The organism is Luedemannella flava (assembly GCF_039528515.1).
Lineage (GTDB): Bacteria > Actinomycetota > Actinomycetes > Mycobacteriales > Micromonosporaceae > Luedemannella > Luedemannella flava.
The window spans coordinates 1-26,918 of record NZ_BAAALT010000174.1 but is presented as its reverse complement, the minus strand read 5'-3'; the positions used below and the strand labels follow the sequence as shown (position 1 = coordinate 26,918).

23 protein-coding genes and 1 pseudogene are annotated in these 26,918 nt (G+C 73.3%); 10 read left to right on the top strand and 14 right to left on the bottom strand.

Going from position 1 to position 26,918, the window contains the following annotated elements; translation table 11 throughout:
* The 3 genes and pseudogenes from ABD211_RS23855 to ABD211_RS23845 form a co-directional block, all read left to right on the top strand.
* Nucleotides 1–322: pseudogene (locus ABD211_RS23855) on the top strand (hypothetical protein); the annotation flags it as partial.
* Between the two features lie 42 nt (nt 323–364).
* Nucleotides 365–1,549 carry a GNAT family N-acetyltransferase gene (locus tag ABD211_RS23850; RefSeq protein ID WP_344136108.1) on the top strand — a complete coding sequence of 395 codons (1,185 nt, stop codon included), beginning with the start codon at nt 365–367 and terminating at the stop codon, nt 1,547–1,549.
* Nucleotides 1,539–2,711 carry a GNAT family N-acetyltransferase gene (locus ABD211_RS23845; RefSeq protein ID WP_344136105.1) on the top strand — a complete coding sequence of 391 codons (1,173 nt, stop codon included), beginning with the start codon at nt 1,539–1,541 and terminating at the stop codon, nt 2,709–2,711. The genes ABD211_RS23850 and ABD211_RS23845 overlap by 11 nt, the downstream gene beginning before the upstream one ends.
* 61 nt (nt 2,712–2,772) lie before the next feature.
* Here ABD211_RS23845 and hpf read toward each other — a convergent pair whose 3' ends face one another.
* The 6 genes from hpf to ABD211_RS23815 all read right to left on the bottom strand — a co-directional run bounded on the left by hpf (nt 2,773) and on the right by ABD211_RS23815 (nt 10,079).
* Complete coding sequence (gene hpf, locus ABD211_RS23840; RefSeq protein WP_344136102.1) at nt 2,773–3,423, bottom strand: ribosome hibernation-promoting factor, HPF/YfiA family; 651 nt, start codon at nt 3,421–3,423, stop codon at nt 2,773–2,775.
* A gap of 185 nt (nt 3,424–3,608) precedes the next feature.
* Nucleotides 3,609–4,454 carry a ComF family protein gene (locus ABD211_RS23835; protein ID WP_344136099.1) on the bottom strand — a complete coding sequence of 282 codons (846 nt, stop codon included), beginning with the start codon at nt 4,452–4,454 and terminating at the stop codon, nt 3,609–3,611.
* Between the two features lie 73 nt (nt 4,455–4,527).
* Nucleotides 4,528–6,309: an LpqB family beta-propeller domain-containing protein gene (locus ABD211_RS23830; RefSeq protein ID WP_344136096.1), complete on the bottom strand. Its 1,782-nt coding sequence runs from the start codon at nt 6,307–6,309 to the stop codon at nt 4,528–4,530.
* Nucleotides 6,306–7,970, bottom strand: a complete 1,665-nt coding sequence (gene mtrB, locus ABD211_RS23825) for an MtrAB system histidine kinase MtrB (RefSeq protein ID WP_344136093.1) — start codon at nt 7,968–7,970, stop codon at nt 6,306–6,308. Before mtrB ends, ABD211_RS23830 begins: the two co-directional genes overlap by 4 nt.
* Before the next feature lie 6 nt (nt 7,971–7,976).
* Complete coding sequence (mtrA, locus tag ABD211_RS23820) at nt 7,977–8,666, bottom strand: MtrAB system response regulator MtrA (RefSeq protein WP_344136090.1); 690 nt, start codon at nt 8,664–8,666, stop codon at nt 7,977–7,979.
* Between the two features lie 72 nt (nt 8,667–8,738).
* The gene (locus ABD211_RS23815) at nt 8,739–10,079 is read right to left on the bottom strand and encodes an MFS transporter (RefSeq protein ID WP_425560508.1); all 1,341 of its coding nucleotides are present in this window, start codon (nt 10,077–10,079) and stop codon (nt 8,739–8,741) included.
* A 50-nt stretch (nt 10,080–10,129) separates the two neighbouring features.
* On the opposite strand from ABD211_RS23815, the gene ABD211_RS23810 reads away from it, so the two are divergent.
* The 6 genes from ABD211_RS23810 to ABD211_RS23785 all read left to right on the top strand — a co-directional run bounded on the left by ABD211_RS23810 (nt 10,130) and on the right by ABD211_RS23785 (nt 16,145).
* The gene (locus tag ABD211_RS23810; protein WP_344136087.1) at nt 10,130–10,798 is read left to right on the top strand and encodes a FadR/GntR family transcriptional regulator; all 669 of its coding nucleotides are present in this window, start codon (nt 10,130–10,132) and stop codon (nt 10,796–10,798) included.
* A 74-nt stretch (nt 10,799–10,872) separates the two neighbouring features.
* Nucleotides 10,873–11,691 (top strand): hypothetical protein, encoded by an 819-nt coding sequence (locus tag ABD211_RS23805; RefSeq protein ID WP_344136084.1) that lies wholly within the window; start codon nt 10,873–10,875, stop codon nt 11,689–11,691.
* A gap of 2 nt (nt 11,692–11,693) precedes the next feature.
* A complete protein-coding gene (locus tag ABD211_RS23800; protein ID WP_344136081.1) occupies nt 11,694–12,302 on the top strand; it encodes a DUF4129 domain-containing protein in 609 nt (202 codons plus the stop codon).
* The gene (locus ABD211_RS23795; protein ID WP_344136078.1) at nt 12,299–13,705 is read left to right on the top strand and encodes a DUF4350 domain-containing protein; all 1,407 of its coding nucleotides are present in this window, start codon (nt 12,299–12,301) and stop codon (nt 13,703–13,705) included. The genes ABD211_RS23800 and ABD211_RS23795 overlap by 4 nt, the downstream gene beginning before the upstream one ends.
* Before the next feature lie 50 nt (nt 13,706–13,755).
* Nucleotides 13,756–14,730 (top strand): AAA family ATPase, encoded by a 975-nt coding sequence (locus ABD211_RS23790; RefSeq protein ID WP_344136113.1) that lies wholly within the window; start codon nt 13,756–13,758, stop codon nt 14,728–14,730.
* Nucleotides 14,727–16,145, top strand: coding sequence for a DUF58 domain-containing protein (locus ABD211_RS23785; RefSeq protein WP_425560507.1), 1,419 nt, complete (start codon nt 14,727–14,729; stop codon nt 16,143–16,145). The genes ABD211_RS23790 and ABD211_RS23785 overlap by 4 nt, the downstream gene beginning before the upstream one ends.
* Here the strand turns inward: ABD211_RS23785 and ABD211_RS23780 are convergent.
* Entirely contained in the window at nt 16,142–17,140 is a 999-nt protein-coding gene (locus tag ABD211_RS23780) for a stage II sporulation protein M (protein ID WP_344136075.1), read from the bottom strand. The genes ABD211_RS23785 and ABD211_RS23780 overlap by 4 nt on opposite strands.
* A 205-nt stretch (nt 17,141–17,345) precedes the next feature.
* Here ABD211_RS23780 and ABD211_RS23775 point away from each other — a divergent pair, with 205 nt between their 5' ends.
* Nucleotides 17,346–18,167: an RDD family protein gene (locus ABD211_RS23775; RefSeq protein WP_425560509.1), complete on the top strand. Its 822-nt coding sequence runs from the start codon at nt 17,346–17,348 to the stop codon at nt 18,165–18,167.
* 151 nt (nt 18,168–18,318) lie between these two features.
* On the opposite strand, the gene efeB is transcribed toward ABD211_RS23775, so the two are convergent.
* From efeB to ABD211_RS23740, 7 genes are all read right to left on the bottom strand, one after another.
* The gene (efeB, locus tag ABD211_RS23770) at nt 18,319–19,599 is read right to left on the bottom strand and encodes an iron uptake transporter deferrochelatase/peroxidase subunit (RefSeq protein ID WP_344136069.1); all 1,281 of its coding nucleotides are present in this window, start codon (nt 19,597–19,599) and stop codon (nt 18,319–18,321) included.
* A gap of 14 nt (nt 19,600–19,613) precedes the next feature.
* Nucleotides 19,614–20,753 (bottom strand): iron uptake system protein EfeO, encoded by a 1,140-nt coding sequence (gene efeO / locus ABD211_RS23765; RefSeq protein ID WP_344136066.1) that lies wholly within the window; start codon nt 20,751–20,753, stop codon nt 19,614–19,616.
* A gap of 31 nt (nt 20,754–20,784) precedes the next feature.
* Nucleotides 20,785–21,645 carry an iron uptake transporter permease EfeU gene (efeU, locus tag ABD211_RS23760; RefSeq protein WP_344136063.1) on the bottom strand — a complete coding sequence of 287 codons (861 nt, stop codon included), beginning with the start codon at nt 21,643–21,645 and terminating at the stop codon, nt 20,785–20,787.
* Nucleotides 21,646–21,805: 160 nt separating this feature from the next.
* The gene (ahcY, locus tag ABD211_RS23755; protein ID WP_344136060.1) at nt 21,806–23,302 is read right to left on the bottom strand and encodes an adenosylhomocysteinase; all 1,497 of its coding nucleotides are present in this window, start codon (nt 23,300–23,302) and stop codon (nt 21,806–21,808) included.
* 542 nt (nt 23,303–23,844) lie between these two features.
* Nucleotides 23,845–25,092 carry a mannose-6-phosphate isomerase, class I gene (gene manA, locus ABD211_RS23750; RefSeq protein WP_344136057.1) on the bottom strand — a complete coding sequence of 416 codons (1,248 nt, stop codon included), beginning with the start codon at nt 25,090–25,092 and terminating at the stop codon, nt 23,845–23,847.
* A 4-nt stretch (nt 25,093–25,096) separates the two neighbouring features.
* Nucleotides 25,097–26,050 carry a cation diffusion facilitator family transporter gene (locus tag ABD211_RS23745; RefSeq protein ID WP_344136054.1) on the bottom strand — a complete coding sequence of 318 codons (954 nt, stop codon included), beginning with the start codon at nt 26,048–26,050 and terminating at the stop codon, nt 25,097–25,099.
* The coding region (locus ABD211_RS23740) for an SIS domain-containing protein (RefSeq protein WP_344136051.1) at nt 26,047–26,918 on the bottom strand (872 nt) is incomplete at its 5' end. The genes ABD211_RS23740 and ABD211_RS23745, both read right to left, overlap by 4 nt.

Below are 26,918 nucleotides of genomic sequence, written 5' to 3'. Positions count from 1 at the left end.
CGACGCCACCGCGCTGCCCGCCGGGCCGACGTCGGCGCCCGCCGGTCCGCCGGCCCCGCCGCTGGTGCTGAGCCGGGCCCGCGAGGCGCGCGCGAAGGCGCCGCTGTTCGAGGTCGACCTCGCGTCGATTCCTGAACTGACCTCGCTGGGCGCCGTGCCGCCCCTGCCGCCGGCCTCGGACGACCGGCCCGCGATGCCGCAACTGCCGGCGATCCCGATGCAGACCCGACCCGCCGAGCCGGTCGTCCCCCGCGCCTCCGCCGACGAGGAGCCCACGCACCAGATCGTGGTGGGCGACCGCACCGGGATGCCCCGCGGCTAACCCGCTTGGAGCCCTCCGACCTGCTCAGGCAGGATCAGCAGCATGCGACCAGTTGAGATCCACGAGGCCGGCCTCCTGCTGCGTCCCTGGCAACCGGACGACGCGGACGCGGTCTACCGGGCCTGCCAGGATCCGGCGATCCAGCGCTGGACGATGGTCCCGGTGCCGTACGAGCGCCACCACGCGGAGCAGTTCACCGGGACCGCGCTCGACAGGTGGGCGCTGGGCCGCGACGCCCCGCTCGGCGTCTTCGACGCCGCCACCGGCGAGGTGCTCGGCTCGTGCGGCCTCGTCGCGCTCGACGAGGCGGCGGGCTGGGGCGAGATCGGCTACTGGGTCGCGCCGTGGGCGCGCGGCCGGGGCGTGGGCACGCACGCCGCCCGGGCCACGGCCCGTTGGGCGCTCAACTCGCTGGGGCTGCGCCGGCTGGTCTGGCAGGCCGAGGTCGGCAACCACTACTCCCGCCTGGTCGCCACCCGCATCGGCGTACGCGTGGAAGGGCTGCTGCGGCGCGGGTTGCCCGGCCGGGACGGCTGGGTCGACGGCTGGACGGGCAGCCTGCTCCCCGGTGAGCTGCGCGAGACCGACGACTGGGTGCCGGCCTTCGTGGCCCGCCGCGCGGCCGCGTTCACCGGGCCGCAGCCCACCCTGACGACGACCACACGCGCAGGGGTGACCATCTCGCTGCGCGCGCCCGCCGGGCGCGACCTGGACGACATCGTGGCGGCGTGCCGCGACCCCGAGTCGATCCGGTGGACCACCGTCCCCCGGCCGTACACGCGCGCGGACGGGGAGTTCTTCGTCCACGGGCACGCGGTCGCCCAGTGGACCGCCGGAACGGGCATGGTGTGCGCCGTCACCGACACGACGGACCGCTTCGCGGGCTCGATGGAGCTGCGCATCGCCCCCGACCGGCCGGAACTCGGCGACGTCGGGTTCCTCATGGCGCCCTGGGCCCGGGGCCGCGGCTACGGCTCGGCCGCGCTGCGCGCGCTGACCCGGTGGGGCATCGAGGAGTGCGGCCTGGGGCGCATCGAGTGGCGGGCGTACGTGGGCAACGACGACTCTCGCCGGCTGGCCGAGGCCGCCGGCTTCGTCGTCGAGGGGATCGGGCGCGACGCGTGCCGCGCCCGCGACGGCCTCGTGGACGCCTGGCAGGGCGCGCTGGTGCCGGCGGACGTACTCGCGCCGGGCGGTGCGCGGAAGGGCCGCCGCGATGCCGACTGACGGTGCCGGGACGCCGGCGGGCGACTGGTTGTGGGCTGACGCGCTGCCGGGCGACGGCGTGCTGCTGCGGCCGTTCCGGGAGTCCGACGCCGACGACGTGACGGCCGGGTGCGCCGACCCGCTGACCCGACGGTTCCTGCCGGCGCTGCCGGACCCGTACACCCGGGCGGACGCCCTCTGGTGGATCACCGAGGCGGCGCCGGCGGCCTTCACGAAGGGCGGGGCCGCGTTCGCGGTCGCCGACCCGGCCACCGGACGGTTGCTGGGCACCGTCGGGATCAGCCGCCACCGGCCGGAGGACACCGGCAGCGCCGAGATCGGCTACTGGGTGGGGCCGTGGGCGCGGGGTCGGGGCGTCGCGACGGCGGCCGCGCGCACGCTGGCCGCGCACGCGGTGCGGCGCGGCGTGGTCCGCCTCGAGCTGCGCACCGCCTGGGAGAACGTGGCCAGCCAACGGGTGGCGCTGGGCGCCGGCTTCGCCCGGGAGGGCGTGGCGCGCGACGCGGGCCGGTTCCCCGACGGGTCCCGGTACGACCAGATCGTCTGGGTCCGCCTGGCCGCCGACCCCGGCACCCCGACGCCGCGCCTGCTGCCCGACCTGCCGGGAGCCCACGCGCCGCCGCGCCGCGCGTTGACCGACGGCGTGGTGTCGCTGCGCCCGCTCGGGCCCGACGACGCCGAGGACACGTACACGCTGCGCCGGGAGCCCGACGTGTACGCCCGGTCGGTGCCGCCCGTGCCGCCGTCCGCGGACGAGGTGGCCCGGGTGTGCGCCCGCGCGCAGGCCCGCTGGCTGGCCGGCGACACGGCCGCGTTCACCGTGCGCGATGCCGCCACCGACGCGTACGCCGGCGAGATCGCCCTGTACTTCCAGGAGCCCGTCACCGGTCAGGCGATGATCGGGTACAGCATCGCGGCGGACGCGCGCGGGCGCGGGTACGCGACCCGCGCGGCGCGCCTCGTGGCCGCCTGGGCCTTCGACGTGGCCGGCATCGACCGGCTCATCGCGGGCACGGCGCCCGACAACGTCGGCTCGCAGCGGGTGCTGGAACACGCCGGCTTCCGTCGCGAGGGCTTCCAGCGGGCCCGGCTGCCCGGCGCCCCCGGAGCGCCCCGCGTCGACGACATCCTCTACGCGCTGCTGCCGGACGACCTCGCGTAGGTCTCAGGCGCGACGTCGCCAGCGGTCTCCGCGTCGGGACCGCTGGCGGACGCGCCCATGGTCAACGACTGACGCCGACCCATTCGCTGAGGCTGATGACCCCGTAGTCGTAGCCCTTGCGGCGCCGGTAGACGACGCTCGGGCGACTGGTCTCCTTGTCGAAGAACAGATAGAAGTCGTGGCCGACGAGCTCCATCTGGAAGAGCGCGTCGTCAATGGTCATCGGCTCGGCGGGGTGTTCCTTCTCCCGCGCGATGTGCCACGGCTGATCGTCGGCTTCCTGCTCACCGGGCGACACACCGGCAGCGGACGTCGCCGCCGCGGTCGGTGTCGCGAACAGGTCGGTGGTGAGCTCGCCCGCGAGCGGGGCGGTGGCCTCCGCCACGGACACCGGCGCCCGTCGGCCGCGGTGCACCCGGCGGCGATCGGCCGCGCGGCGCATCCGACCCTCCAGTTTGGAGACCGCGGTGTCCAACGCTGTGTAAAAGTCCCCCGCGCACGCCTCAGCGCGGATGACCGGCCCTCGCGACAGGCACGTGATCTCCACCCGTTGGCAGTTGTCGGACTGACGGCGGTTGCGTTCGTGAAAAAGCTCCACGTCAGTCCGAATGATCTTCTGGTCGTACCGCTCGATCTTGTGCAGCTTGTCCGCCACGTGCTGGCGGTAGTGATCGGGCACCTCGACGTTCAGACCCTTGACGACAATGTCCACGCCTGACCTCCCCCTACGGTCTCTCATGCCCGGAGGTGTTCCGGGCGGGGTATCCGGTATGCGGAATCGTCTGCGGCCCTGCGCCTCCCCGCCTGACCGCGGTGTCGAGAAGGTGAACGGACACTTGCTCAACGGGGTTGAGAACTGCCCGTGGTCATCGACGCTAAACCCTCAGGGGCCGCTAGTCACCCCTCCCGCCAAATCCATTTGCCGGAGATCTTCGCATTGGCCGCGAAAGAGGGAATGAGTAGTGATGTGTCCAACGCGTTAGGCGCTTGACCGTTCGGTAACCCGACGGCCCGTCCGGCGGGGTGCCGCAGCCGGGTCGCGGCCACGGACGCCGCCCACGACGGCGCGAGGCCGAGCGCCCTCAGCAGGGCGGACACGGCCGCCACGGTGGCGCCGGTGGTGATGACGTCGTCGACGACCACCACCCGTCCCGACCCCTGTCCGGCCGGCGCCCACCCGCGCCGGGGCGCGAAGGCGTCCAGCGCGGCCCGCGCGCGTCCGGCCCGGTCCAGCTCGGTGGAGTCGACCCGGGGCCGCGCGCGCAGCGGTCGTCCCACCGTAACCCGCCAGCCCGCGCGCCGCAGCGTCCGCGCCGCGACGGCCACCAGCCAGGCCATGTGGTCGCCACCGCGCTCCCGGACCGCGACCGCCGTGGTCGGCACCGGGACCAGCACGAGGTGACGGCAGCCGGGCGGCGCGCCGGCCGCGATGGCCCGGGCCAGGGCGTGGCCGAGCGGCCCGGCCAGCGTGCGCTCACCGCGCTCCTTGAACGCGAGCAGCAGGTCACGCACCGCCCCGTCGTAGGTCGCGGCCGTCACGCACGGCGGCAGCCCGGCCGGCGCCGGCTCCGGCCGGGTCGGCCCGGGCACGGCGCCCGCGAGCACGCCCAGGCACGACCGGCACGCCGAGACGCCCCGCGCGGGTGTGTTGCACACCGCGCAACGCAACGGCAAAACAAGATCAGCGAGTACGCCCACCAGCCCCACCCCGCCACCGTGCCCGGCGCCGGGCGGACGCCGCAACGGCCTGTGGATAACGCTGTGGGTTACGTGGATAAGGCTGTGGGAAACCAGGTCGGGCCTGTGGACGACCAGATCAGTTCGGATAGAACACCAGGGTCTCGCCCTCGATCGGGCTCACCAGACCGCTGCTGCGCGGGTAGTAGTTGTAGACCTTGTCGCCGACCCGCGCGTAGACCGCGTTGACCACGCCCTTGTCCTCCGGCGTGGTCGGGACGGCGGTCAGGTCCGTCATGCCCTGCAGGGCGAGGGCCTGCAGGGCGTCGATCTTGGGGCCCTGGTCCGTGGTGGCCGTGCCCTCGATGCCGTCCGCCCCGTCGGCGTTGAAGATCCACGCGACCACGCGGTTGGGCATCGTGCCCATGACCAGGATCTGCGTCTGCGAGGACCAGACCACGCCGGTCGCCGTGAAGCTCGTCTTCACCTGCCGCACGGAGACGATCGAGCCGTCCGCGGTCACCGACGCGACGTAGACCTTGCCGCTGGCGATCAGCGCGACCCGCCGGCCGTCCGGCGCGGCCGCCACCTGGGTCACCCCGGTGGCGCCGCCGGCCGACAGCTGGCGCAACTGGCCGTCGCTCTTGACGGCGTGCAGCACGCCGTCGACCGCGACGAGCGCCGAGTCGGTCTGGTACAGCCAGGCGGGCCGGCTGATCGCGGTCGCGTCGCCGACGTTGACCCGCACCCGGGTCGTACTCCCGGTGGTGTTGTTCGCGCGGACCACCCAGAGCGAGAGGCCGCCGGCGTCGCGCCGGACGAAGGCGCCGAGCGAGAAGTCCCGGTTGACGGCCGCGGTGACGACGTCGCGGTTCACCTGCGGGTCGCTGAGCACCGGCAGCTTCGCGCCGTCGGCGACGACCTTCCCCTTGGCGGCCGACCCGATGGTGAACCGCTGGTTCGGCTGCTGGTAGGAACCGTTCGCCTTGAGGTACGCGTCCGAGGTGCCGTCGATCTGCCGCGGGCTGCCCTCCACGCGCAACGCCAGGGAGGTCTCCTCGCCGGTGACGCCGCGCAGCGTCCAGCGCAGCTGCGTCACCAGCTTCTGCGCCTCCTGCTCGTCCGTGTACGCCGCGTCGGCGATGTCGACCATCACGCCGCTGTCCTGCGGGACCACCAGGTTGTTCAGCTTCGCACCGTCCGGTATGCCACGGACCACCTGCTGCAGCCCGAGGGACGGGCCGGCGAGCAGGTACTCCACGGCGGTGGTGGTGCGGCGCTCGCGGTTCTCGGCGCGGGAGAAGTAACGTAGGTCGGGAACGAGCACCTTATCGCTCTTGTCCCAGTAGTAGACCGGCAGCGCCTCGTAGTGGTCGTGCAGGGCGCGGTCGAGCAGCAGCAGGTCGGACGGCGCCTTGCTGAGCCGTGGCGACTGGTTGCCGACCCGGGTCACCTCGAACGTGAGCACCTCCTTCGCGCCGATCTGCGGCGCGCCCAGCTCGCCGGCGCTGTCCAGCAGGCCGACCGCCTCGACGGTGACCTTCACCTGTGTCACGCCCTCGCGGACCGACTCGCGGGTGGGCGTCCCCACCACCCGCACGACCTTGCGCGCGTCGCCCTTCGCCGGCTGCCAGGCGTCCGACTCCGCGCTGTCGACGAACCTGCGCACCCGGTCGATGGCCTGGTTGTCGGTGCCGGCGGCCGCGTTCAGGTAGGCCATGACGAACCCGACGGGGTCGCGGTCGCGGACCTCGTCGGGGCCGGGCGGCGGCACGTACGTGCTCGTGTCGGGCAGCGCGGCCACGTCCAGCCCGTCGTCGATCCGGCGCGGCTCGTCGGTGGCCGTCACGCCACAACCGGCGAGGGCGACGACCACGAGGCCCGCCGCGACGGCGGCCAGGTACCGGCGCGTTCTCGTCATCGCGTCTCCCCCGGGTGTGCCGGCCCGGCGACCAGCAGGTCCGCCCCGGGCTCCGCGACAGCGTCGTCGCGCTGGTGACCGACGACCGGACGAGCGTCGACGTCCTCGGGCACGAGCCGCAGCGGCGAGGACGTCAGGTGCTCCCCCGCCCGGGTCGGCAGCGTGAGCCGGAACTGGGCCCCCTTGCCGGGCGCGCCCCAGGCCTCCAGCCAGCCGCCGTGCAGGCGCGCGTCCTCCACGCTGATCGACAGGCCGAGGCCGCTGCCGCCGGTCTGCCGGGCGCGCGACGGGTCGGCCCGCCAGAAACGGTTGAAGACGAGCTTCTCCTCGCCGGGCTTGAGGCCCACGCCGTGGTCGCGCACGGTCAGCGCGACCACCCCGTCGGCCACGGCCAGCCGGACCTCGACGGGCTGCCGCTCGCCGTGGTCGACCGCGTTGCCCACGAGGTTGCGCAGTACGCGCTCCACGCGGCGCGGGTCGATCTCGGCGATCACGGGCTCGTCGGGAATGACGAGGTCGAAGTCCACGCTGGCGCGCTCGGCCACGCCGCGCAGCTGGTCCACCACGCGGTGCACGATCGGCACGAGGTCCGTGGGCTCGGCGTCGAGCACCGCGAAGCCCGCGTCGAACCGGCTGATCTCCAGCAGGTCGGTGAGCAGGCGCTCGAACCGGTCCAGCTCCGCCTGCAGCAGTTCGGCGCTGCGGGCGACCGGCGCGTCGAAGCCGTCGCGCTCGGTGAAGATCAGGTCAGCGGCCATCCGCACCGTGGTCAGCGGCGTGCGCAGCTCGTGGGAGACGTCCGAGGTGAACCGGCGCTGCAGCCGCGACATCTCCTCCAGGCGCTGGATGTGCCGCTGCAGGTTCTCGGCCATCTGGTTGAACGAGGCCGCGAGGGCGGCGAGGTCGTCCTCGCCACGCACCTCCATGCGCTGGTCGAGCAGGCCGGCCGAGAGCCGCTGCGCCGTACGGGCGGCCACCCGCACCGGGCTGACCACCATCCGCGTCACGAGGAACGCGACGGCGGCCAGCAGCAGCACGAGCGCGGTACCGGTGGCGAACAGGATGTTGCGCACCAGGGTGGCGGCGCGCACCTCGTCGTCCAGCGGGAAGAAGTAGTAGACCTCGAGCTGGTACGTCCGGGCCGTGACCGACCGGCCGACGATCAGGTACGGCTGGGCGCCCTGTCCGTCCACCTCGATCATCTCGCGCTGCTCGTAGAACCCGCCGCTGGCCACCTTCTGCCGGAACGCGGTGGGCAGTTGCCGGAACGCCAGGGCGTTCGGCTGCGCCTGCGGGTCGAGCTCGCCGATGTTGGGTTCGGTGGGGACGACCGCCACGGAGAACCCGTCGGGGTTGCCGCGCACGAGCCCCGCGACGAGGCCCGGCAGGTTCGTGTTCAGGTACGGGTCGACCCGCGGGTTCGGGACCTGCCTGACGTACTCCTTGACCGTCTCGGTGCCGGCCGCGACCTGCTTGTGCGCGTCGGCGGCCTTGGCGTCGAGGAGGCCGTCGATGATCCGGTTGGCCACCACGAGCCCGAACGTGCCCACCAGCAGCGTCGACATGACCAGCGTGATGGACACGACGCGCAGTTGCAGCGACCTCCGCCAGGCGCGGCGGAGGTTGGCGAGGAGCGTGGCGGGCCGAGGGGGACGGAGCATACGTTGTTAGGCCGTTCCCGCCTTATAGCCGACGCCGCGGACGGTGAGGATCACCTCGGGCCGCTCCGGGTCGGGCTCGATCTTGGCGCGGAGACGCTGGACGTGCACGTTGACCAGGCGCGTGTCGGCCGCGTGCCGGTAGCCCCAGACCTGCTCCAGGAGCACCTCGCGGGTGAAGACCTGGCGCGGCTTGCGGGCCAGCGCGACGAGCAGGTCGAACTCGAGCGGGGTCAGCTTGACCTCCTCGCCGTTGCGGGTGACCGTGTGCGCGGGCACGTCGATGGCGATGGAGTTGCCGGTGGGGCCGATGGTGAGCATCTCGGGCGCCACGTCCTCGCCCCGGCGCAGCCGGGCCCGCATCCGGGCCACCAGCTCCTTGGGCTTGAACGGCTTGACGACGTAGTCGTCCGCGCCGGACTCCAGGCCCAGGACGACGTCAACCGTGTCGCTCTTCGCGGTCAGCATGACGATCGGCGTGCCGGACTCGGCGCGGATCGCGCGCGCCACGTCGATGCCGCTCATGCCGGGCAGCATGAGGTCGAGCAGGACGATGTCCGGCCGGGCCTCACGGAACGCCGACAACGCCCGCTCACCGTCCGCGACGAACGAGGGGAGGAAACCTTCATTGCGCAGGACGATGCCGAGCATCTCGGCAAGGGCAGGATCGTCGTCGACCACCAGGACACGCGCTCTCATGGCGTCCAATATTCCATCTTGGCCGCCAGTTGTGGGAACGGCCGATCGTCGGTCCGGGTGGCCACCATCGGGTCAGCCGGACATTTCCGAATCCGAGTGTAATTCATCTTCGAGCATGCGCGGCCTGGCCGCGGCGAACCCGGCTATGGTCTGCACCACGAGCGCCCCCAGCAGGACCGCCAGCGGCGCCACCCACGCCCCGGTGGCCTCATAGAGCAGCCCGATCGCCAGCGGCCCCAGCGCGGCGATGACGTAGCCGGTGCTCTGCGCGAACGCCGACAGCGCCACCGTCCCGGCAGAGGTGCGCGCCCGCATCCCGAACAGCCCGAGCAGGAGCGGGAAGCTGCCCTGCCCGATGGCCAGCAGCGCCACCCAGAGCAGCGCGGCCGAGCCGGGCGCCACCAGCAGGCCCACGTAGGAGATCGCGGTCAGGGCCACCAGCACGCCGACAACGGGCCGCTGGTCGGCCCACCGGGCGGCCAGGGTCGGCATGACCAGGGCGATCGGGATGCCGATCGCCATCACGCCGGCCAGCAGCAGCCCGGCGACCTCGGCCGAGAACCCGGCGTCACGGAACAACTGGGCGAGCCAACCCATGATCGCGTACGCCCCGAACGACTGGGCGCCGAAGAACAACGCCATCGCCCAGCCGAGCCGGGTGCGCGACGGTCGGATGACCGACGCGGAAGGCGCCGGCGGCACCGACACGGCCGGCGCCGCCGGCGTGGCCGGGGCCACCGCCCGCGCCTCGGCCCGGGCGCCGCGACCCATCAGGACCAGCGGGACGATCACGACGGCCGCCAGCACCGCCCAGACCCCCAGGCCGGCGCGCCAGCTGCCGGCGCACGCGGCCACGGGCACGGGCGCCGCGGCCGCGATCGCGGTGCCGGCGGTGAGGGTCATCGAGTACACCCCGGTGACCAGCCCGATCTTGTGCGGGAAGTAGCGCTTGACCACCGACGGCAGCAGGACGTTGCTGACCGCGATGCCGGCCAGCGCCACGGCACTGGTCACCACGAACACCACCTGGGAGTCCGTGACCGCGCGGGCCGCCTGGCCCACGGCGAGGACGCCCATGGCGATGAGCAGGAGCCGCACGGCGCCCAGCCGCCTGGCCAGCCGCGGGGTGAGCGCCCCGAACAGGGCGAAGCAGAGCGCGGGCAGCATCGTGATCACGCCGGCCACGGCGGCGGACATGTGCATGCCCGCGCTCACGTCGCCGAGCAGCGCGCCGAGGCTGGTGACGCACGCGCGCAGGTTCAGCGCGACGAGCAGGATCGCGGTGAGGACGAGGCCGCCGCCGGCGACGCGCGCGGCGGTGCCGGTGGGCGCGACGGAGGGGGTGACCGGAGCCGACAGGACGGCGGCGGGGACGGGACCGGAGGGTGCGCCGACCAGGGTGGAGGATGACACGCGTCCAATCATAGAATGATGGGATGAATTCTGTCTCTAGGATGTAGCCCATGCCACTGCGCACTCCCTCCCGCACCACCCTCATCACGCAGGTCATCGCGCAACTGCGGGAACAGATCACGTCCGGCGAGTGGCCCGTCGGACAGCGGATCCCCACCGAGCCGGAGCTCTCGGCGGCGCTCGGCATCGGCCGCAACACGCTGCGCGAGGCCGTGCTCGCCCTCGTCCACGCCGGCCTGCTCGAACGCCGGCAGGGCTCCGGGACCTATGTGATCGGGTCCACGGAGCTGTCCACGGCGGTGGCGCGTCGGGTGGCGGAGGCCCAGTTCGCCGAGGTGCTCGAGGTGCGCCGGGCCCTGGAGGTGGAGGCCGCGCGGCTCGCCGCGCTGCGGCGCACTCCCGAAGATCTTGAAGCCCTCGACGGCGCGCTCGCGGCCCGCGAGGCCGCGTGGCGCACCGGCTCCGCCGACGCGTTCATCGAGGCCGACGTGGCCCTGCACGTCATGGTGGCGCTCGCGGCGCACAACCAGGTCCTCGCGGACCTGTACCTGGACTTCGGCGCCGCGCTGCGGGCCAGCCTCGCCGAGCACATCGGCGACGAGCTCACCCAGGAACGCTACGTCGACCACTCGCGGCTGGTCGAGGCGATCCGCGCCGGCGACCCGGCGGCCGCGGCCACGGAGGCGGCCGCCTACCTGGAGCCGATGGCCACCCACTGACAGCCCCGGCGGGGTCGCCCGCGCGTGCGGGGTCATGCCACCATGATGGCGTTCTCCACCACGGGGGTCTCCGCGTGCGCGCATCCGCACCACCAGCCGGCCAGCAGGCCCGGCCGCTGACCACGGGCGAGCTGCTCGACGCGGCGGTCGCCCTGCTGCGTACGCGTGCCCGCGCCCTGCTGCTGGGTGGGCTGCTGATCTCCCTGGTCGAGCAGGTGATCCTCTTCGGCATGCGGCAGTACGCCGACGTGGTCGACGGCATCTGGCCCCATGAGGATCGCGTGCCCGCGTTCTGGCTGCTCCTCGTCGTGGGCGCGGGCACCGAGGCGGTCGCCGTCGGGCTGCTCGCCGTGACCGCGAGCGCCGCCGTGCCCGCGACCCTGGGCGCCCCCGGCCCGTGGCCGGCGCGCCGCGGCGCGGCCGTCGGCACCGCCGTCATCGTCGCCGTGATCAGCGTCTGCGCCGCCGCCATCGTGCTGCCCGGGCCGATCGTCTTCATGCTGCTCGGCCTCGCCGTCCCGGCGGTGGTCATCGAGCGGCGCGGGCCGGGTGGCGCGCTGCTGCGCTCCGTGCGCCTGTCCAGCCGGTACGTGCTGCGTGTCGGCTGGATCCGCGCGCTGGGCTACCTGAGCTGGCTGCTCATCCGGCTCGCCGTCGGGCTCGGCACGGTCGCCATCGTCGGGCTCTTCATCGACACCAGCACCGCGTTCACCGACCACCTCGTCACCGGCCTCGGCTGGCTGCTCATCAACGCGATCGCCTACCCGACGCTCGCCTGCCTCGACGCCGTGCTCCTCGTGGACACCCGCATCCGCAGCGAGGGCCTCGACATCGCCCTGCGCCGCACCCAGGCCCGCGGCGGCCGCGTCGGCGACCTGCTGGTGGCTGCATAACTATGACGCGTTGGTGGGATGAATTCGTTGCTGCCGTCGGCGACCACGTGCCCGGCGGGGTGCCCGTGCTCGCGGTGATCCTGCTGCTGCTCACCGCGCTGACCTCGTTACTCATCTACACCTGGCCGGCGTGGCTGCCGTCGCGCTGGTGGCGCAGACTCATCCCCCGCCGGCGCGCCCGGCGCGAGAAGCGCGGCAGGGCCGTGGCCGCCGACGAGGCGCCCGAAGCGCCGGAGCCGGAGGAGCCGGTCGTGCCCGAGGACGAGGCGGTGCCCGACGTGCCGGCCGTCGTCCTCACCCTCAGCGCCGACCAGCTCGCCGAGTCCGGCCGGTACGCGGAGGCGGTCCGCGAACGGCTGCGCGCCATCGTGCGCGACCTCATCGAGCGCCAGGTCATCGAGAACCGCGCCGGTTACACGGTCACCGAGCTGGCCACGGCCGCGATCACCGCGCGCCCCGACCTCGCGGGGCCGCTCGGCGCCGCGGGAGCCACGTTCTCCGAGATCTGGTACGCGCTGCGCCCCGCCACCGCGGCCGACGACGCCGCGATGCGCGAGCACGCCGCGCGCATCCACGCGATCCTGATGCCGGTCCCCGGGAGCACCGCATGAGCGCCCCCACCGTCGTGACCGACCCGGTCGCCGGGCCGCCCGCGCGACCCGTCCGCAGGCGGCGGTGGCCCCGCGCGCTCGCCCCGTTCCTGGTGCTCGGCCTGCTCTTCCTGGTGACCGGCATCGCGCACGAGGTGGAGAGCCCCGACCTGACCGACCCGGGGACGCTCTCGCCGACGGGCACCGGCCCGGACGGGTCGAGCCGGCTGGCCGAGCTCCTGACCGACCAGGGCATCACGGTCAAGCGGGTCACCAGCTCCGCGCAGGCGATCGAGGAGCTGAGCGGCGCCGAGGCCACCATCCTGGTGCCCACCCCCGACCTGCTCGACCCCGAGTTCTCGATGGACGCCCTGGCGCAGCCGGGCCGGCACCACTTCGTCATCCTCCGGCCGGGCTTCGTCGGGGCGCTGATGTGGGGCGCGTGGCGGTCCGGCACCCGCTGGGCGACCGCCCCCGAGGACGTCGACGCCCCACCGGTCACCAGCAAGCTCTTCCCGGACGCGCCGCCGCCGTGCGACACCGCGCTGGTGTCCGGCGTGACCAGGGCGAGCCTCGGCCAGGACCGCGCGATCCCGCTGCCCGACACAGGGTTCCGGCAGTTCAGCTGCTTCGGCGGGGGCCTGGTCGGCCAGATCGAGGGCAGCCGGGACGTGACGGTCGCCGGGTCGGTCGACCCGTTCCGCAACGACCGCATCGACGAGTACGACAACGAGCGGCTCGCCCGCCAGCTGCTGTCCCGCGAGCGGCTGGTGATCTGGATCGACGTGCACAAGAAGGAGCCCGGGCCGAAGCCGGAGCTGAAGCTGCCGCACTACCGCCAGCCGTCGCGCAAGCCGGTCGGCGAGAACCCGCTCTGGGAGTCGCTGCCGCCGTGGCTGTGGGCCGCGCTGGCGCTCACCGCCGTGGCCGGCACCGCGTTCGCGGCCAGCCGCGCCGGTCGGCTCGGCCCGCCGGCGACCGAGCCGCTGCCCGTCGTCGTGCCCGCCACCGAGACGATCCTCGGCCGCGGCCGCCTCTACGCCCGGGTCCGCGCCCGCGAGGCGACGCTCGCCACGTTGCGCGCGGCGGCGATCACCCGCATCGCCGCGGCCCTGCGGCACGGTCAGGCCGGCGGCGTGGAGACCCCCGCGCCGCTCGCCCGGGGCAGCGAGCGGGCCGAGGAGCTGGTCGCGGCCGTGGCCGCACGCACCCGCTGGCCGGTCGACCGCGTCCGCGAGGTGCTCTACGGCGCGCCGTACGAGGCCAGCCCCGGCACGCACGGCTACGGTGCGGCGCCCGACCGGCCGGACGCGGCGCCGGACGAGAGCGGGCTCACCGACGATGAACTGGCGACCGCGGTCGCCAACCTGGACCACCTGCAACGCGCGGTGCTGCGCGAGGGACCACCTGGAGGAAGACCGTGACCGAAACAGCGGACCTCGACGCGACCCGCCCGGCCCCGGGCGCGCCGGCCCTGGGCGCGCTCCCGCCGGGTGCCGAGGAGGCGGCGCGGGCCGCGCTCGGCCGGTTGCGCGCCGAGATCTCCAAGGCCGTCGTGGGGCAGGACGCCACCGTGACGGGCCTGGTGCTCGCGCTGCTCTGCCGCGGCCACGTGCTGCTGGAGGGCGTGCCGGGCGTCGCGAAGACGCTGCTCATCCGTACCCTCGCGGCGGCGCTGAGCCTGGACACCAAGCGGGTGCAGTTCACCCCCGACCTGATGCCCGGCGACGTCACCGGCTCGCTGATCTTCGACTCGCGGACCGCCGAGTTCATCTTCCGCGAGGGTCCGGTCTTCACGAACCTGCTGCTCGCCGACGAGATCAACCGCACGCCGCCGAAGACCCAGTCGGCGCTGCTGGAGGTCATGGAGGAGCGCCAGGTCTCGGTCGAGGGCCGGCCGCGCGCGCTGCCCGAGCCGTTCCTGGTCGCCGCGACCCAGAACCCCATCGAGTACGAGGGCACGTACCCGCTCCCCGAGGCCCAGCTCGACCGGTTCCTGTTCAAGCTGACCGTCCCGCTGCCCAACCGGGACGAGGAGCTCGGTGTGCTGCGCGCGCACCACAACGGCTTCGACCCGCGCGACCTGGCCGCGGCCGGGGTCCGGCCGGTGGCCACGGCCACCGACCTCGACGTCGCCCGGCAGGCCCTGCAGCGGGTGCAGGTGGCCGACGTCGTGCTGGCGTACATCGTGGACCTGTGCCGGGCGACCCGGCTCGCCCCGTCGCTGGAGCTGGGCGCCTCGCCGCGCGGCGCCACGGCCGTGCTCAACGCCGCCAAGGCGTACGCGTGGCTGGTCGGGCGCGGGCACGTCACCCCCGACGACGTGAAGGCGGTGACCCGGCCGGCGCTGCGCCACCGGGTCCGGGTCCGGCACGAGGCCGAGCTGGAGGGCACTACCGCCGACGCGGTGCTGGAGGCGCTGCTCGCGACGGTGCCGGCGCCTCGATGATCACTTGGCGGGTCGCCGTGCTGCTCGGCGTCCTCGGCGGCGGGGCCGTGGCGGTCGCCGCGGTGCTCGAGGCCGCCGACCCGGACGCGGGCAGCGCCTGGCTGTGGTGGACGCTGCTGGGCATCGTCGTGCTCGTCGCTGTGGCCGCGGTCGCGGACTGGGCCGCCGCCGTGCCGCCCGCGCAGGTGCGGCTGGGCCGCAGCGGGGCCACCCAGGTGCGCCTCGGCGAGTCGGCGACCGTACGGCTGACGGTCACCAACCGCTCCGCCCGCCGGCTGCGCGCCGTGGTGCGCGACGCGTGGGTGCCCTCGGCCGGTGCGACCGGCCCGTACGCCCATGACGTCGACGCCGGCCCCGGTCAGACCCGCGCGATCGACACCGTGCTCGTGCCGACCCGGCGCGGCGACCGGCCGGCGGCCCGGGTCACGGTCCGCTCGTACGGGCCGGCCGGCCTGGCGTACCGGCAGACCGGCCGGCGCCTCGCGGCGAAGGCCACGCCGCCGTGGACCCTGACCGCCCTGCCGCCGTTCACCTCCCGGCGGTTCCTCCCCGAGAAGCTCTCCCGCCTGCGCGTCATCGACGGCCAGGTGGTGACACGCGGGCGCGGCCAGGGCACCGAGTTCGACTCGCTGCGCGACTACGTGATCGGCGACGACGTCCGCTCCATCGACTGGCGGGGCAGCGCGCGGCGCGTGCACCTCGCGGTCAAGCAGTGGCGCCCCGAGCGCGACCGCCGGGTCCTGTGCGTCCTCGACACGGGCCGCACGAGCGCGGGCCGCGTCGGCACGGTCGCCGCCCAACCGGTGGCCGGCGTCGTCGAGGGCGGGCCGGCCGAGGGCGAGTCGCTCGCCGGCGAGCCGCGCCTGGACGCGGCCATCGACGCCGCGCTGCTGCTCGCGGCGCTGGCCTCGCACGCCGACGACCGGGTCGACCTGCTGGCCTGCGACACGGTGGTCCGGGCGAGCGTGTCCACGTCGGTCAAGCGCAGCGTGCTGCCGCGCCTGACGAAGGCGCTCGCCGGCCTGCAGCCCGCGCTGGTGGAGACCGACTTCGGCCGGGTGGTCGCCGAGGTGCTGCGCCTGGAGCGCAAGCGGGCCCTCGTCGTGCTGTTCACGACGCTGGACCCGGGCGCGCTCGGCGAGGGCCTGCTGCCCGTCCTGCCGCAGCTCGTCGCCAAGCACACCGTGATCGTCGCGGCGGTCCACGACCCGTCGCTGGAGGTCCTTGCCGCCCGCCGGGACAACGCCCGCGACCTGCACACGGCCGCCGCGGCCGAGAAGGCGCTGGCCGAGCTGGCCCGGGTGCGCTCGGCACTGTCGCGGGCCGGCGTGCAGGTGGTCGACTCCCCCGCCGACCGGTTCGCCTCCGACGTCGCCGACCTCTACCTGGCGCTGAAGGCGGCCGGCCGGCTCTAGACGGTCGGCGCCAGCGCCTCGCGGTCGATCTCGTCGAGGTCGGCGAGCTGCCCGGCGCGGTCGGCGTGGACACCGCCGATGACGACGTACGCCAGGAAGGCCAGCCAGACCGTCGCGCCCAGTGCCAGCTTGACGACGGTGGGCAGCAGGGACGGGGTCACGAAGCCCTCGACGAACCCGCTGACCGCCAGCACCGGCACGAGGCCCAGCGCGACCACGATGGCCGACCGCCCCGCGCGGGCGACCGACTGCCCGCGCGTCAGGTAGCGCCCCGGGGCGAGCCACGCCCACGCCACCCGCAGGCCCACGCCACCGGCCACGAACACGCAGGTCAGCTCCAGCAGGCCGTGCACGGTGATGAGGCCGAAGAAGGTGTCCGCCCGGCCGTGACCGATCATGATGCCGCCGACGAGCCCGACGTTGAACGCGTTGTTCCACAGGATGTAGATCGCCGGCAGGATGATCACGCCCGCGGCCAGGCAGATCGCGCACACCCACGCGTTGTTGGTCCAGACCGCGAACGAGAAGTTCTGCGGGGCGCCCTGCGAGTAGTACGCGACGAAGTCCTGCTCCACCAACGCGTCGATCTGTTCCTGCGGGACCAGCGTCAGCTGCCGCTGCGGATCGAGGAACACCACGATGAGCACGGCGATGAGCGCGAGGTTCGCGGCCGTCACGCCGACGATCCACCGTCTGGCCCGGTACACCTCGCCGGGGAAGGAGCTGACCCAGAACCGCACGAACGACGCCCAGCTCGCGCCGGTCGAGGGCGTGAGTTTGGCCCGCGCGTCGAGGACCAGCCGGGACAGCCAGGCCACCAGCACCGGGTCGGGCGAGCGGCTCTGCACCACCGACAGGTGCGCCGCCGTGCGCCGGTAGAGCACCACGAGGTCGTCCACGTCGGCCGCGGTCAGCGCCCGCCGCTTGCGTCGCAGCAGCGTCTGCAGGCGCTGCCACTCGGAGCTGTGCTCGGTGACGAACGCGTCGAGATCCAATCGAACTCCCGGAAGCACGGGGAACCCATGGAGCGTACCGGTCGTGGACACTGTACGGGTGACCCTGGATCTGGCCAGCCCTTCCGCTCCGGCGGCGCCCGCTCCGACACTGCACGACGTGCCCGCCGATCACGGTGTGTCGGCGCGCTTCGTCACCGGCGACGCGATCCACCTGGAGGTCCGGGTCGCCCGCCTCGGATCGCGCATGCTCGCCCGCATGATCGACTTCATCCTGCAGGTCATCCTGGCGGTCGCGCTCTTCCTCGGGCTGAGCGCCCTCGTCGGGCTCCTCGTCATGGGCGGCGCGATCGACTTCGACGGAACGCTCTACCGGGCGCTCGTCACGATCGTCGTGGTCCTCGTGATCCTCGGCTACCCGGTCGCGATGGAGATGATCACCAAGGGCCGGTCGGTCGGCAAGGCGATGCTCGGCCTGCGCGTGGTCCGCGACGACGGCGGGCCGATCCGGTTCCGCCACTCGATGACCCGCAGCCTCGTGGGGGCCGCGCTGGAGTGGCCGGGCATCGCCCTGCCGCCGATAACGTGGCTGGCCTGCCTCACCACGATGATCGTGAGCCCGACGGGCAAGCGCCTGGGCGACTACGCGGCCGGCACGCTGGTCATCCACGAGCGCACGCCGCAGTCGTGGGGCTGGGTGCCCACCATGCCGCCCGGGTACGCGAACTGGGCGGCCACGCTCGACCTGGCCGGCATCGACGACAACCTGGCGCTGGCGGTGCGGCACTTCCTGGCCCGCAACAAGCAGCTGCGCGAGCCGGCCCGCACCCGGCTGGGCCAGGCGCTGGCCGCCGAGGTCGCCGCCGTCACCAACCCGCCCGCCCCGCCGGAGATGCCCGGCTGGGCCTACCTGGCGGCGGTGCACGCCGAGCGGCACCNAACCCGCCCGCCCCGCCGGAGATGCCCGGCTGGGCCTACCTGGGGGCGGTGCCCGCGGGGCGGCCCCGCCGGGCGCTGCTGCGGCTGGCCGCCGTCCGGTCGCGGGCCGCCCTGGTGTGGCCGGACCTGACCCAGCTGGCCCTCGCGGCCACGCCGGTGCGCCCGCCGCGCCGCCGTAGGCGCGACGCCCAGGCAGCGCCCCCGCCGCCCCCGCCGCTGTCCTACGATCCCGGCCCGCCGGTCGCGACCGGTCTGATCATCCCGCCGGAGAGTCCCTCCGGCTACGCGAACAGCCCGCGACCCCAGTAGTCGGCCGCGTCGCGCACGCCCGGCGGGACGGCGAACAGCCCGCTGGACACGTGCCGGATGTACTCGTTGAGGATGTCGCGCCGGGCCAGCTGCCGCTGGACGGGCACGAACTGCTTACGCGGATCGCGCTGGTACGCCATGAAGAACAGTCCGGCGTCGAGCCGCCCGAGCCCGTCGGACCCGTCGACGAAGTTGTACCCGCGCCGCAGCAGCCGCGCCCCGCCGTTCATCGTGGGGTGGGCCAGCTTGATGTGCGCCTCGTCCGCGATGAGCGGCTCGCCGTCGGGCCCCTTGCGCCCGAAGTCCGGCTCGTCGAACTCGCCCTTGCCCGACAGTGGCGCGCCCTCGCCCTTGTTCCGGCCGAAGATCGCCTCCTGCTCGCTGAGCGAGGTGCGGTCCCAGGTCTCAACGATCATGCGAATCTTGCGCGTGACCAGGTACGACCCGCCGGCCATCCAGTCGGCGCCGTCGGCGGCCGCCGCCCACAGATGCTTGTCCAGCTCCTCGGTCTCCTCCGCCTTCAGGTTGGCGGTGCCGTCCTTGAAGCCCATGAGGTTGCGCGGCGTCGCCTGCGAGGTCGACGTCGACGACGTTCGCCCGAAGCCCAGCTGCGAGTACCGCACGCTGACCACGCCCATGCCGATTCGGGCGAGGTTGCGCACGGCGTGCACCGCCACCTGCGGGTCCTGCGCGCACGCCTGCACGCACAGGTCGCCGCCGGAGATCTCGGCCCGCAGCGCGTCGCCCGGGAAGTGCGGCAGGTCCTCCAGCGCGGCGGGCCGCTTCGCGGCGAGGCCGAACCGGTCGCGCCCGCGCGCGTCGCGGAACAGGCTCGCGCCGACCCCGAAGGTCAGCGTGAGCTGCGACGGCGGCAGGCCGAGCGCCTCGCCGGTGTCCTGCGGCGGCGCCTGGGCCGGGCCGCCGACCGCGCCGAGCGCGCCGGCATCGAGGCCGGCCGTCATCCGCACGGCGGCCGAGGTCCAGTCCTGCAGCATCGTCACGAGCTTGGCCCGGTCGGACGTGATGACGTCGAACGCCACGAAGTGCAGCCGGTCCTGCGCGGGCGTGGTGATCCCGGCCTGGTGCTCGCCGTAGAAGGGCACGGCGTCGAGCAGGTCGGACCGCGCGCTGCTGAGCTCAGCGGTCTCGGAACGTGCCTCGACGGCAAACGCGCCAGCGGCGCCGACGGCGAGCAGGCCCGCCCCGGCGCCACTGGCGGCGAGAACCTGCCGCCGGGAGATCTTCTTCGTCATCTCCCGTCCTCCCTCTACTTGCCGGCCACGACGGCGGCGACCTTGCTGACGGGCTCGGCCAGCGCGTTGATCGCGTCGGACAGGCTCTTGAGTTCGGCCTGGCTCAGCTCGTTGTGCAGCCGCCACCCGTCGCCCTTGCGGTGGCGCTCCAGGGCCGCCTCGACCGCGGTGAAGTTGGCGTCGAGCTCGGTGACCAGCTCGGGTGCCCGCTCCTGCAGGACGGGTCGCAACGCGGCGATGGCCGCCTTCGAGCCCTGCACGTTGGCGGCGAAGTCCCACAGGTCGGTGTGCGAGTAGCGGTCCTCCTCGCCGGTGATCTTGCCGGTGGCGACCTCGTCCAGCAGCTCCTTGGCGCCGTTGGCGAGCTGCAGCGGGGAGAGCTTCTCGGCGTTGGCCTTTGCCACGATCTCCTTGACGTCCGTCATGAGCTGGTCGGCGATCGGCCCGGACCTGCTCACGTCTCCGGTGACCCAGAGGTCCTTCTCGATGCGGTGGAAGCCGGTGAAGGCCATGCCCTCCTCGATGACCTCCTCGCGGCCGTCGATCTTCGGGTCGAGGTCGCCGAAGATCTCCGCGACGGGCTCGATGCGCTCCCAGTAGGTGCGCGCGACCGGGAACAGCGCCTTGGCCTTGGCCACGTCGTTCGCCTTGACCGCGTCGACGAACTCCTGCGTCTTGACCAGCAGCGCCTCCGTCTGGCTCTTGACGTACCGCGAGTAGCTCTCGGTCGCGGCCGCGAGCTTCGCGTCGGCGTTGAGCGCCTGCGCGCTGCCGCTCGCGGTGAACGCGCCGCGGATGCCCTTGCCCACCATGCCCGGCTTACACGCCGTCTCGTAGGTGCCGGCCGGCAGCTCGACGTGCAGGTCGCGGCTCAGGCCGGGGCCGATGTTCTCGACCTCGCCCATGACCCGGTCGCCCTCGGCGTACACGTAGAACTCGGTGACCTTGCTGCCCTTGTTGGTGACCTTGAAACTCACCGTGCCGGCGGGCACGTCGGTCTTCCCGACCTCGCAGGCCGTGTCGGACGCGGCGACCGCGATGGGGCCGTCGCCGGCCGGGGTCGTGCCGCCGGTGCCGTCGTTGCCGCAGGCCGCGAGGCCCGCCACGGCCAACGCACCCGTGGCGGTGAGCACGCTGAGTCGGACCAGACGCATGTGGGGTAGCTCCTTGCGATCGCGGGGTTTGTCAGGAGGCGGGAGACGCGTCCACCGCGGGCTGCGGGGCCGCGGGGCGCGTCGCGGCGCGTGGGCGCCGCAGAAACAGCACGAGTACGGGTACCGCGTACGCCACCCAGGCGGCCACTTCCGCCTTACTGGGCGTCGGGGTCACGTTGAACATGCCGCCGAGCAGCGACCCGTACCACGTCGTCGGGTCGTACCAGGGGGAGATGTCGAACGCCAGGTTGTCCAGGCCGGGCAGGACGCCGGCCTCCTGCAGGTCGTGCACGCCGTACTTGAGGATGCCGGCGGCGACCAGGACGAGCAGGGTGCCGGTGACGGTGAAGAACACCGTGAGGTTGATCCGGACGGCGCTGGCGTAGATCAGCCAGCCGAGCAGCACGGACGTGACCAGGCCCGCGGCGATGCCGAGCAGCGGGCCGGCCGTGGTGGCGGCGCCCTGTGCGGCGGCGAAGAAGAGGGTCGCGGTCTCCAGGCCCTCGCGGACCACGGCGAGGAACGCCATGGTGACGACGGCGGCGGTGCCGACGGTGACCGCCTCGTCGAGCTTCGTGCGCAGGTCCTTGGCGAGGCTGCGGGCGAACTTCCGCATCCAGAAGATCATCCAGGTGACGAAGACGACCGCCGCGATGGACGTGACCGCCTCGAACAGCTCGCGCTGACGGTAGGACAGCACGTCGGAGATGTAGAACAGGAACGCGCCGAACCCGATCGAGAGCGCGACCGCGACACCGACGCCGAGCCACACCTGCGGCAGGACGCGGCGGCGGTCGGTCTTGACCAGGAACGCCACCAGGATGCTGACGACGAGCGTGGCCTCGAGCCCTTCGCGGAGCCCGATCAGATAGTTGCCGAGAAAGGCATTCACGGGGCGCTCCACTGCGCGAGGTAGGGCAGCCTTACTTAGGTCAGCCATACCTTAGGCATGCACTCCCAGCAGACGTCAAGTTGTGCGCCCACCTTGGAAACAATCCAAAAGAAGCGAGGGCGGCCCGTGCGGGCCGCCCTCGTCGAGGGTTCACACCGGATCAGTAGCGGTAGTGCTCCGGCTTGTACGGGCCCTCGACGGCCACGCCGAGGTACTCCGCCTGCTCCTTGGTCAGCTCCGTGAGGTGCACACCCAGGGCCGCGAGGTGCAGTCGCGCCACCTTCTCGTCCAGGTGCTTGGGCAGGATGTAGACGCCCACCGGGTACTGCTCGGTCTTGGTGAACAGCTCGATCTGCGCGATCGTCTGGTTCGAGAACGAGTTCGACATCACAAAGCTCGGGTGACCCGTCGCGTTGCCCAGGTTCAGCAGCCGGCCCTCGGACAGCACGATGACCGTGTGCCCGTCCGGGAAGCGCCACTCGTCGACCTGCGGCTTGATGTTCTCCTTGACGACGCCGGGCAGCTTGGCCAGGCCCGCCATGTCGATCTCGTTGTCGAAGTGGCCGATGTTGCCGACGATCGCCTGGTGCTTCATCTTCGACATGTGCTCGGCGGTCAGCACGTTGAAGCAGCCCGTCGCGGTGATGAAGATGTCGGCGGTGGAGACGACGTCCTCGATCGTAGCGACCTGGTAGCCGTCCATCGCGGCCTGCAGCGCGCAGATCGGGTCGACCTCGGTGACGATGACCCGGGCGCCCTGGCCGCGCAGCGACTCGGCGCAGCCCTTGCCCACGTCGCCGTAGCCGGCGACGACCGCGACCTTGCCGCCGATGAGCACGTCCGTGGCCCGGTTGATGCCGTCGATGAGCGAGTGCCGGCAGCCGTACTTGTTGTCGAACTTGCTCTTCGTCACCGCGTCGTTGACGTTGATCGCCGGGAAGAGCAGCGCGCCGCGCTGCTGCATCTCGTACAGGCGGTGCACGCCGGTGGTGGTCTCCTCGGTGACGCCCTTGATGCCGGCGGCCACCCGCGTCCAGCGCTGCGCGTCCTCGGCCAGCGACCGGTGCAGCACGCCCAGGATGATGGCGTACTCCTCGGAGTCGGCGGTCTCGACCGCCGGCACCGCGCCCGCGGCCTCGAACTCGGCGCCCTTGTGTACCAGCAGCGTGGCGTCACCGCCGTCGTCGAGGATCATGTTGGGGCCGCCGCCGTCCGGCCACAGCAGCACCTGCTCGGTGCACCACCAGTACTCCTCGAGGGTCTCGCCCTTCCAGGCGTAGACCGGGACGCCGGCCGGGGCGTCGACGGTGCCGTTCGGGCCGACGGCGACCGCGGCGGCCGCGTGGTCCTGAGTGGAGAAGATGTTGCAGGACGCCCAGCGCACCTCGGCGCCCAACGCGGTCAGCGTCTCGATGAGCACCGCGGTCTGGATCGTCATGTGCAGCGAACCGGTGATCCGCGCGCCCCGCAGCGGCTGGCTCGGGCCGTACTCGGCGCGCAGCGCCATGAGGCCCGGCATCTCGTGCTCGGCGAGCTGGATCTCCTTGCGCCCGAAGGCGGCAAGCGAGAGGTCGGCGACCTTGTAGTCCCCGGCACCGACGGTAGCGGGCCGCTCGGCGACCGCGTCCTCGGCGCGCGACGGCAGCGTGCTGGTCATGTGGGCAACTCCTGTTGGGGTCCGGGGCCGGCGCGCTCACGCCGGCGGGTTACTCGCCGGACCACCACCTTACGCGGCAAACCCGACCCCACCGCACCGAGGCGGTACGCGCCGCTTGACGTGATCACGATTCCGTGCTGTGCCCGCCGTTATGCGGACAGCGCACGGGGCGGTCATGCTGACCGGACTCTCCGATCACTACATGCCGCCCCGTGCTTCCCCCCGGTTTGGTTCCCCCGCGCGTGGCTCGGACCTTCGTCGCGATAACGCTGCGTGGTCATAGCCTCACACTGCGGTGACCCAGTGTCAAGCAAAACCTCAAAAATCAGTCCATAACAGGAATAAACGTCCCTCATTCGGCCCGATCATCCCGTTCCCCCACCCCTCGCCTCCCACAATGCGGACCCACCGGCACGCGCCGCGCCGATGTTTGGACCGCTAGGCCTGGAATTCCGCGCGGAATAACCCGCCTAACGGTCCAAACATCGGTGCGGGGCAGCGCGGGCGGGGCGGGCGGCGCGGGGCGGGCCGCGTGGGGCGGGTTAGGGGGTGCCGGCCTGAAAGAGGGTGCCGGTGCCGGTGGCCTCGACGGCCGGCATGCCGGCCGGCACGAAGGCGGCCTGGCCGGCGTCGAGCGCCATGGACTCCGCGCCCGAACGCAGCGTCACGCGCCCGCCGGTGCAGATGAGCGACCGCGGGCCGTCCGCCGGCAGCGTCACGGCGGCGGTCGCCCCCGACAGGTCGGCGCGGAAGAGCCGGAACTCGGGGACCGGCGCCGGCCACGTCGACAGCGATCCCGCGCCGGCGACCGGTTCGGGCCGCACGACGGGGTCGCGCAGCGCCTCGAAGCGGAGGACCCGTAGCAGTTCGGCGACGTCGACGTGCTTGGGCGTCAGCCCGCCGCGCAGCACGTTGTCGCTGGCCGCCATGATCTCGACGCCGGTGCCGCGCAGGTACGCGTGCAGGTTGCCGGCGGGCATCCACACGGCCTCGCCCGGCCGCAGCCGGACGTGGTTGAGGAGCAGCGCGACGATCACGCCGACGTCGCCCGGGTACGCCTCGGCGAGCCGTCCCGCGAGCTCGAACGCGGCGGCGACCCGCTCCCCGTCGGCCCGGCCGCCGAAGATCGCCCAACCGCCGGCGGCCGCCTTGGCGACCGCGCCGACGAGGGCGGCCCGCTCCTCGACGGGCCACGCCATGAGCTGGTGCACGGCGTTACGCAGCGCCTCCGGCTCGGGCCCGGCACCCTGGAGCGTGTCCACGACCGGCTGCAGGGCGGGCACGTTGAAGGCGGCCAGCACCTGGCCGGCCTGCGCCGGCGGCCGGAAGCCGCACAGCGCCTCGAAGTCGCTGACGGCGACGAGCAGCTCAGGCTTGTGCCACGGGTCGACGTAGTTGCGCCACGGCGCCGCGGCGGCCTCCCCCGCGGCCTCCTCGGCGGCGAACCCGGCGGCGGCCTGCTCGGCGTCCGGATGTGCCTGCAGCGACAGGGGCTGCTCGGCGGCGAGGAACTTCAGCAGGTACGGCAGCCGGGGGCCGAACCGGCCGAGCACGCCGGCGCCGAGCAGCTCCTCGGGCTCGGCCTCGATCGCGTCGTGCAACGCGACCCCGTCATCCGCGCCGCCCGCCGCGGACCAGTCGGGCGGAAGCCGGGACGGGGCGCTGGGGTGCGCCCCGACCCACAGCTCCGCCTCGGGCTCCGCGCTCGGTGTGGGCCGGCCCTGCAGCTCGGCGATCACCGTGCGGGAGCCCCAGGCGTAGGGCCTGATGGTGGTCCGCAGCAGGTGCATACGGTCACTCCACGGGGTTGGGGGTGGGGTCGGCGGCCGCGCGGGCCGCGCTGAACAGGTCGGGCTCGATGTAGATCACCCGCGCGATCGGCACGGCCGCGCGGATGCGCTTCTCGATCTTGTCGATGCCCTCGGCGATAGCGTCGGCCGAGTCGTCGTGGCGTACGGCGATCTTCACGGCGACCAGCAGCTCCTCGGGGCCGAGGTGCAGGGTGCGCATGTGGATGATCCGCTCGACCTCCGGCCCGGACGTGATCGCCGCAGCGATCGCGTCGACGTTCTCACTGGTCGCGGACTCGCCGAGGAGCAGGCTCTTGGTCTCGATGGCCAGCACGACAGCGATCACGACGAGCAGCACGCCGATCATGATCGTGCCGATGCCGTCCCACAGGCCGTCGCCCGTGATGAGCGTCAGGCCGACGCCGAACAGCGCGAACACGAGGCCGAGCAGTGCGCCGAGGTCCTCCAGCAGGACGACCGGCAGCTCGGGCGAGCGGGAGTGGCGGACGAACTTGATCCACGACGCGTTGCCGCGCACGTGGTTGCTCTCCACGATCGCGGTGCGGAACGAGAACGACTCCAGGATGATCGCGATGACCAGCACCGTGACGGGCACCCACTGCCACTTGTCGATCGGGTGCCGCTCCTGGATCTTGTGGATGCCCTCGTACAGCGCGAACAGGCCACCCACGCTGAACAGCACGATCGACACGATGAACGCGTAGATGTAGCGCTCCCGCCCGTACCCGAAGGGGTGTTGGGGGGTCGCGCCGCGCTTGGCCCGCTTGCCGCCGAGCAGCAGCAGGGCCTGGTTGCCCGAGTCGGCGACGGAGTGGATCGACTCCGCCAGCATCGACGAGGAGGCGGTGAGGAGGAAGGCGAGAAACTTGGTGAGGGCGATTCCCATGTTCGCGAGCAGAGCCGCGATGATCGCCTTCGTGCCGCCGCCAGCACTCATGTTTGGGTGAACTCCTTCATTTCGGTCACCGCGGGCACCGCGGTCGGATCGAGTCCGTGCGCCAACGCCAGGTAGACGGAGGCGAAGTCAGGTACGGCGATGAGCGAGGCGAGCCGCTCCAGCGGCGACGCCCCCTCCCCGCGCAGGGTGTCGCAGCGCACGCCGCGGCGCAACGCCAGGGCCTCGACGGCGTCGGCGCGCCGCTCCTCCACGGCGCTCGGCTCGTCCTCGGCGACCTCGTCGTCGGCCAGGCCGCCGTCGCGCAGCAGGAGCACGCGCAGGCGCGTCTGCGACGTCTGGTCCTCGGGGTCGGCGAAGATGTCGCGCTCACCCTCGGCCAGCCCGCCGTACACGCCGTCGAGCAGGCCGACGCGGCCGCGCCCGGCCTCGCCGAGCGACCCGGACACGACCGGGTAGCGCGCGTTCGCCGACAGCATGTCGCCGACCCGTCGGGCCGCGACGGTCGCCAGGGGTGACGAACCCCACACGATCGGGATGGAGTTGCCCAGCGCGATCGCCATCTCCTTGGCCGGGTTGACGAACGAGTCGGCCGTCGGTCGACACCGTTCGGCGTCCGCGTCGAGCCGGGCCGCGGTCTCCGCCAGGTCCGCCTCGGCCACTCTGACCAACCCGAGAGTACGGGCGGCGAGCAGCACCGGGACCGTCAGCGCCCACAGACTGGCGCGCGCCGGGGCGCGGCGCGGAACCGGGACGAACGGCGCCCGGGCGCGCTCCGCGAGCGCCTGCAGTTCGGTGTTCGGCGCCCCGATGGCCACGAGCCGGGCGCCCCGCCGGTGCGCTGCCTCGGCGGCGGCGAGCGCCTCCGGGCTGCGGCCGCTCGCGGAGACGGCGATCACGGCGTCGGCGG

Coding starts and splice junctions, on each gene's coding strand:
- ABD211_RS23850 (WP_344136108.1), top strand. CDS start 365: ATGCGACCAGTTGAGATCCACGAGGCCGGCCTCCTGCTGCGTCCCTGG.
- ABD211_RS23845 (WP_344136105.1), top strand. CDS start 1,539: ATGCCGACTGACGGTGCCGGGACGCCGGCGGGCGACTGGTTGTGGGCT.
- ABD211_RS23830 (WP_344136096.1), bottom strand. CDS start 6,309: ATGACGAGAACGCGCCGGTACCTGGCCGCCGTCGCGGCGGGCCTCGTG.
- mtrB (WP_344136093.1), bottom strand. CDS start 7,970: ATGCTCCGTCCCCCTCGGCCCGCCACGCTCCTCGCCAACCTCCGCCGC.
- mtrA (WP_344136090.1), bottom strand. CDS start 8,666: ATGAGAGCGCGTGTCCTGGTGGTCGACGACGATCCTGCCCTTGCCGAG.
- ABD211_RS23810 (WP_344136087.1), top strand. CDS start 10,130: ATGCCACTGCGCACTCCCTCCCGCACCACCCTCATCACGCAGGTCATC.
- ABD211_RS23800 (WP_344136081.1), top strand. CDS start 11,694: ATGACGCGTTGGTGGGATGAATTCGTTGCTGCCGTCGGCGACCACGTG.
- ABD211_RS23795 (WP_344136078.1), top strand. CDS start 12,299: ATGAGCGCCCCCACCGTCGTGACCGACCCGGTCGCCGGGCCGCCCGCG.
- ABD211_RS23785 (WP_425560507.1), top strand. CDS start 14,727: ATGATCACTTGGCGGGTCGCCGTGCTGCTCGGCGTCCTCGGCGGCGGG.
- efeB (WP_344136069.1), bottom strand. CDS start 19,599: ATGACGAAGAAGATCTCCCGGCGGCAGGTTCTCGCCGCCAGTGGCGCC.
- efeO (WP_344136066.1), bottom strand. CDS start 20,753: ATGCGTCTGGTCCGACTCAGCGTGCTCACCGCCACGGGTGCGTTGGCC.
- ahcY (WP_344136060.1), bottom strand. CDS start 23,302: ATGACCAGCACGCTGCCGTCGCGCGCCGAGGACGCGGTCGCCGAGCGG.
- manA (WP_344136057.1), bottom strand. CDS start 25,092: ATGCACCTGCTGCGGACCACCATCAGGCCCTACGCCTGGGGCTCCCGC.
- ABD211_RS23745 (WP_344136054.1), bottom strand. CDS start 26,050: ATGAGTGCTGGCGGCGGCACGAAGGCGATCATCGCGGCTCTGCTCGCG.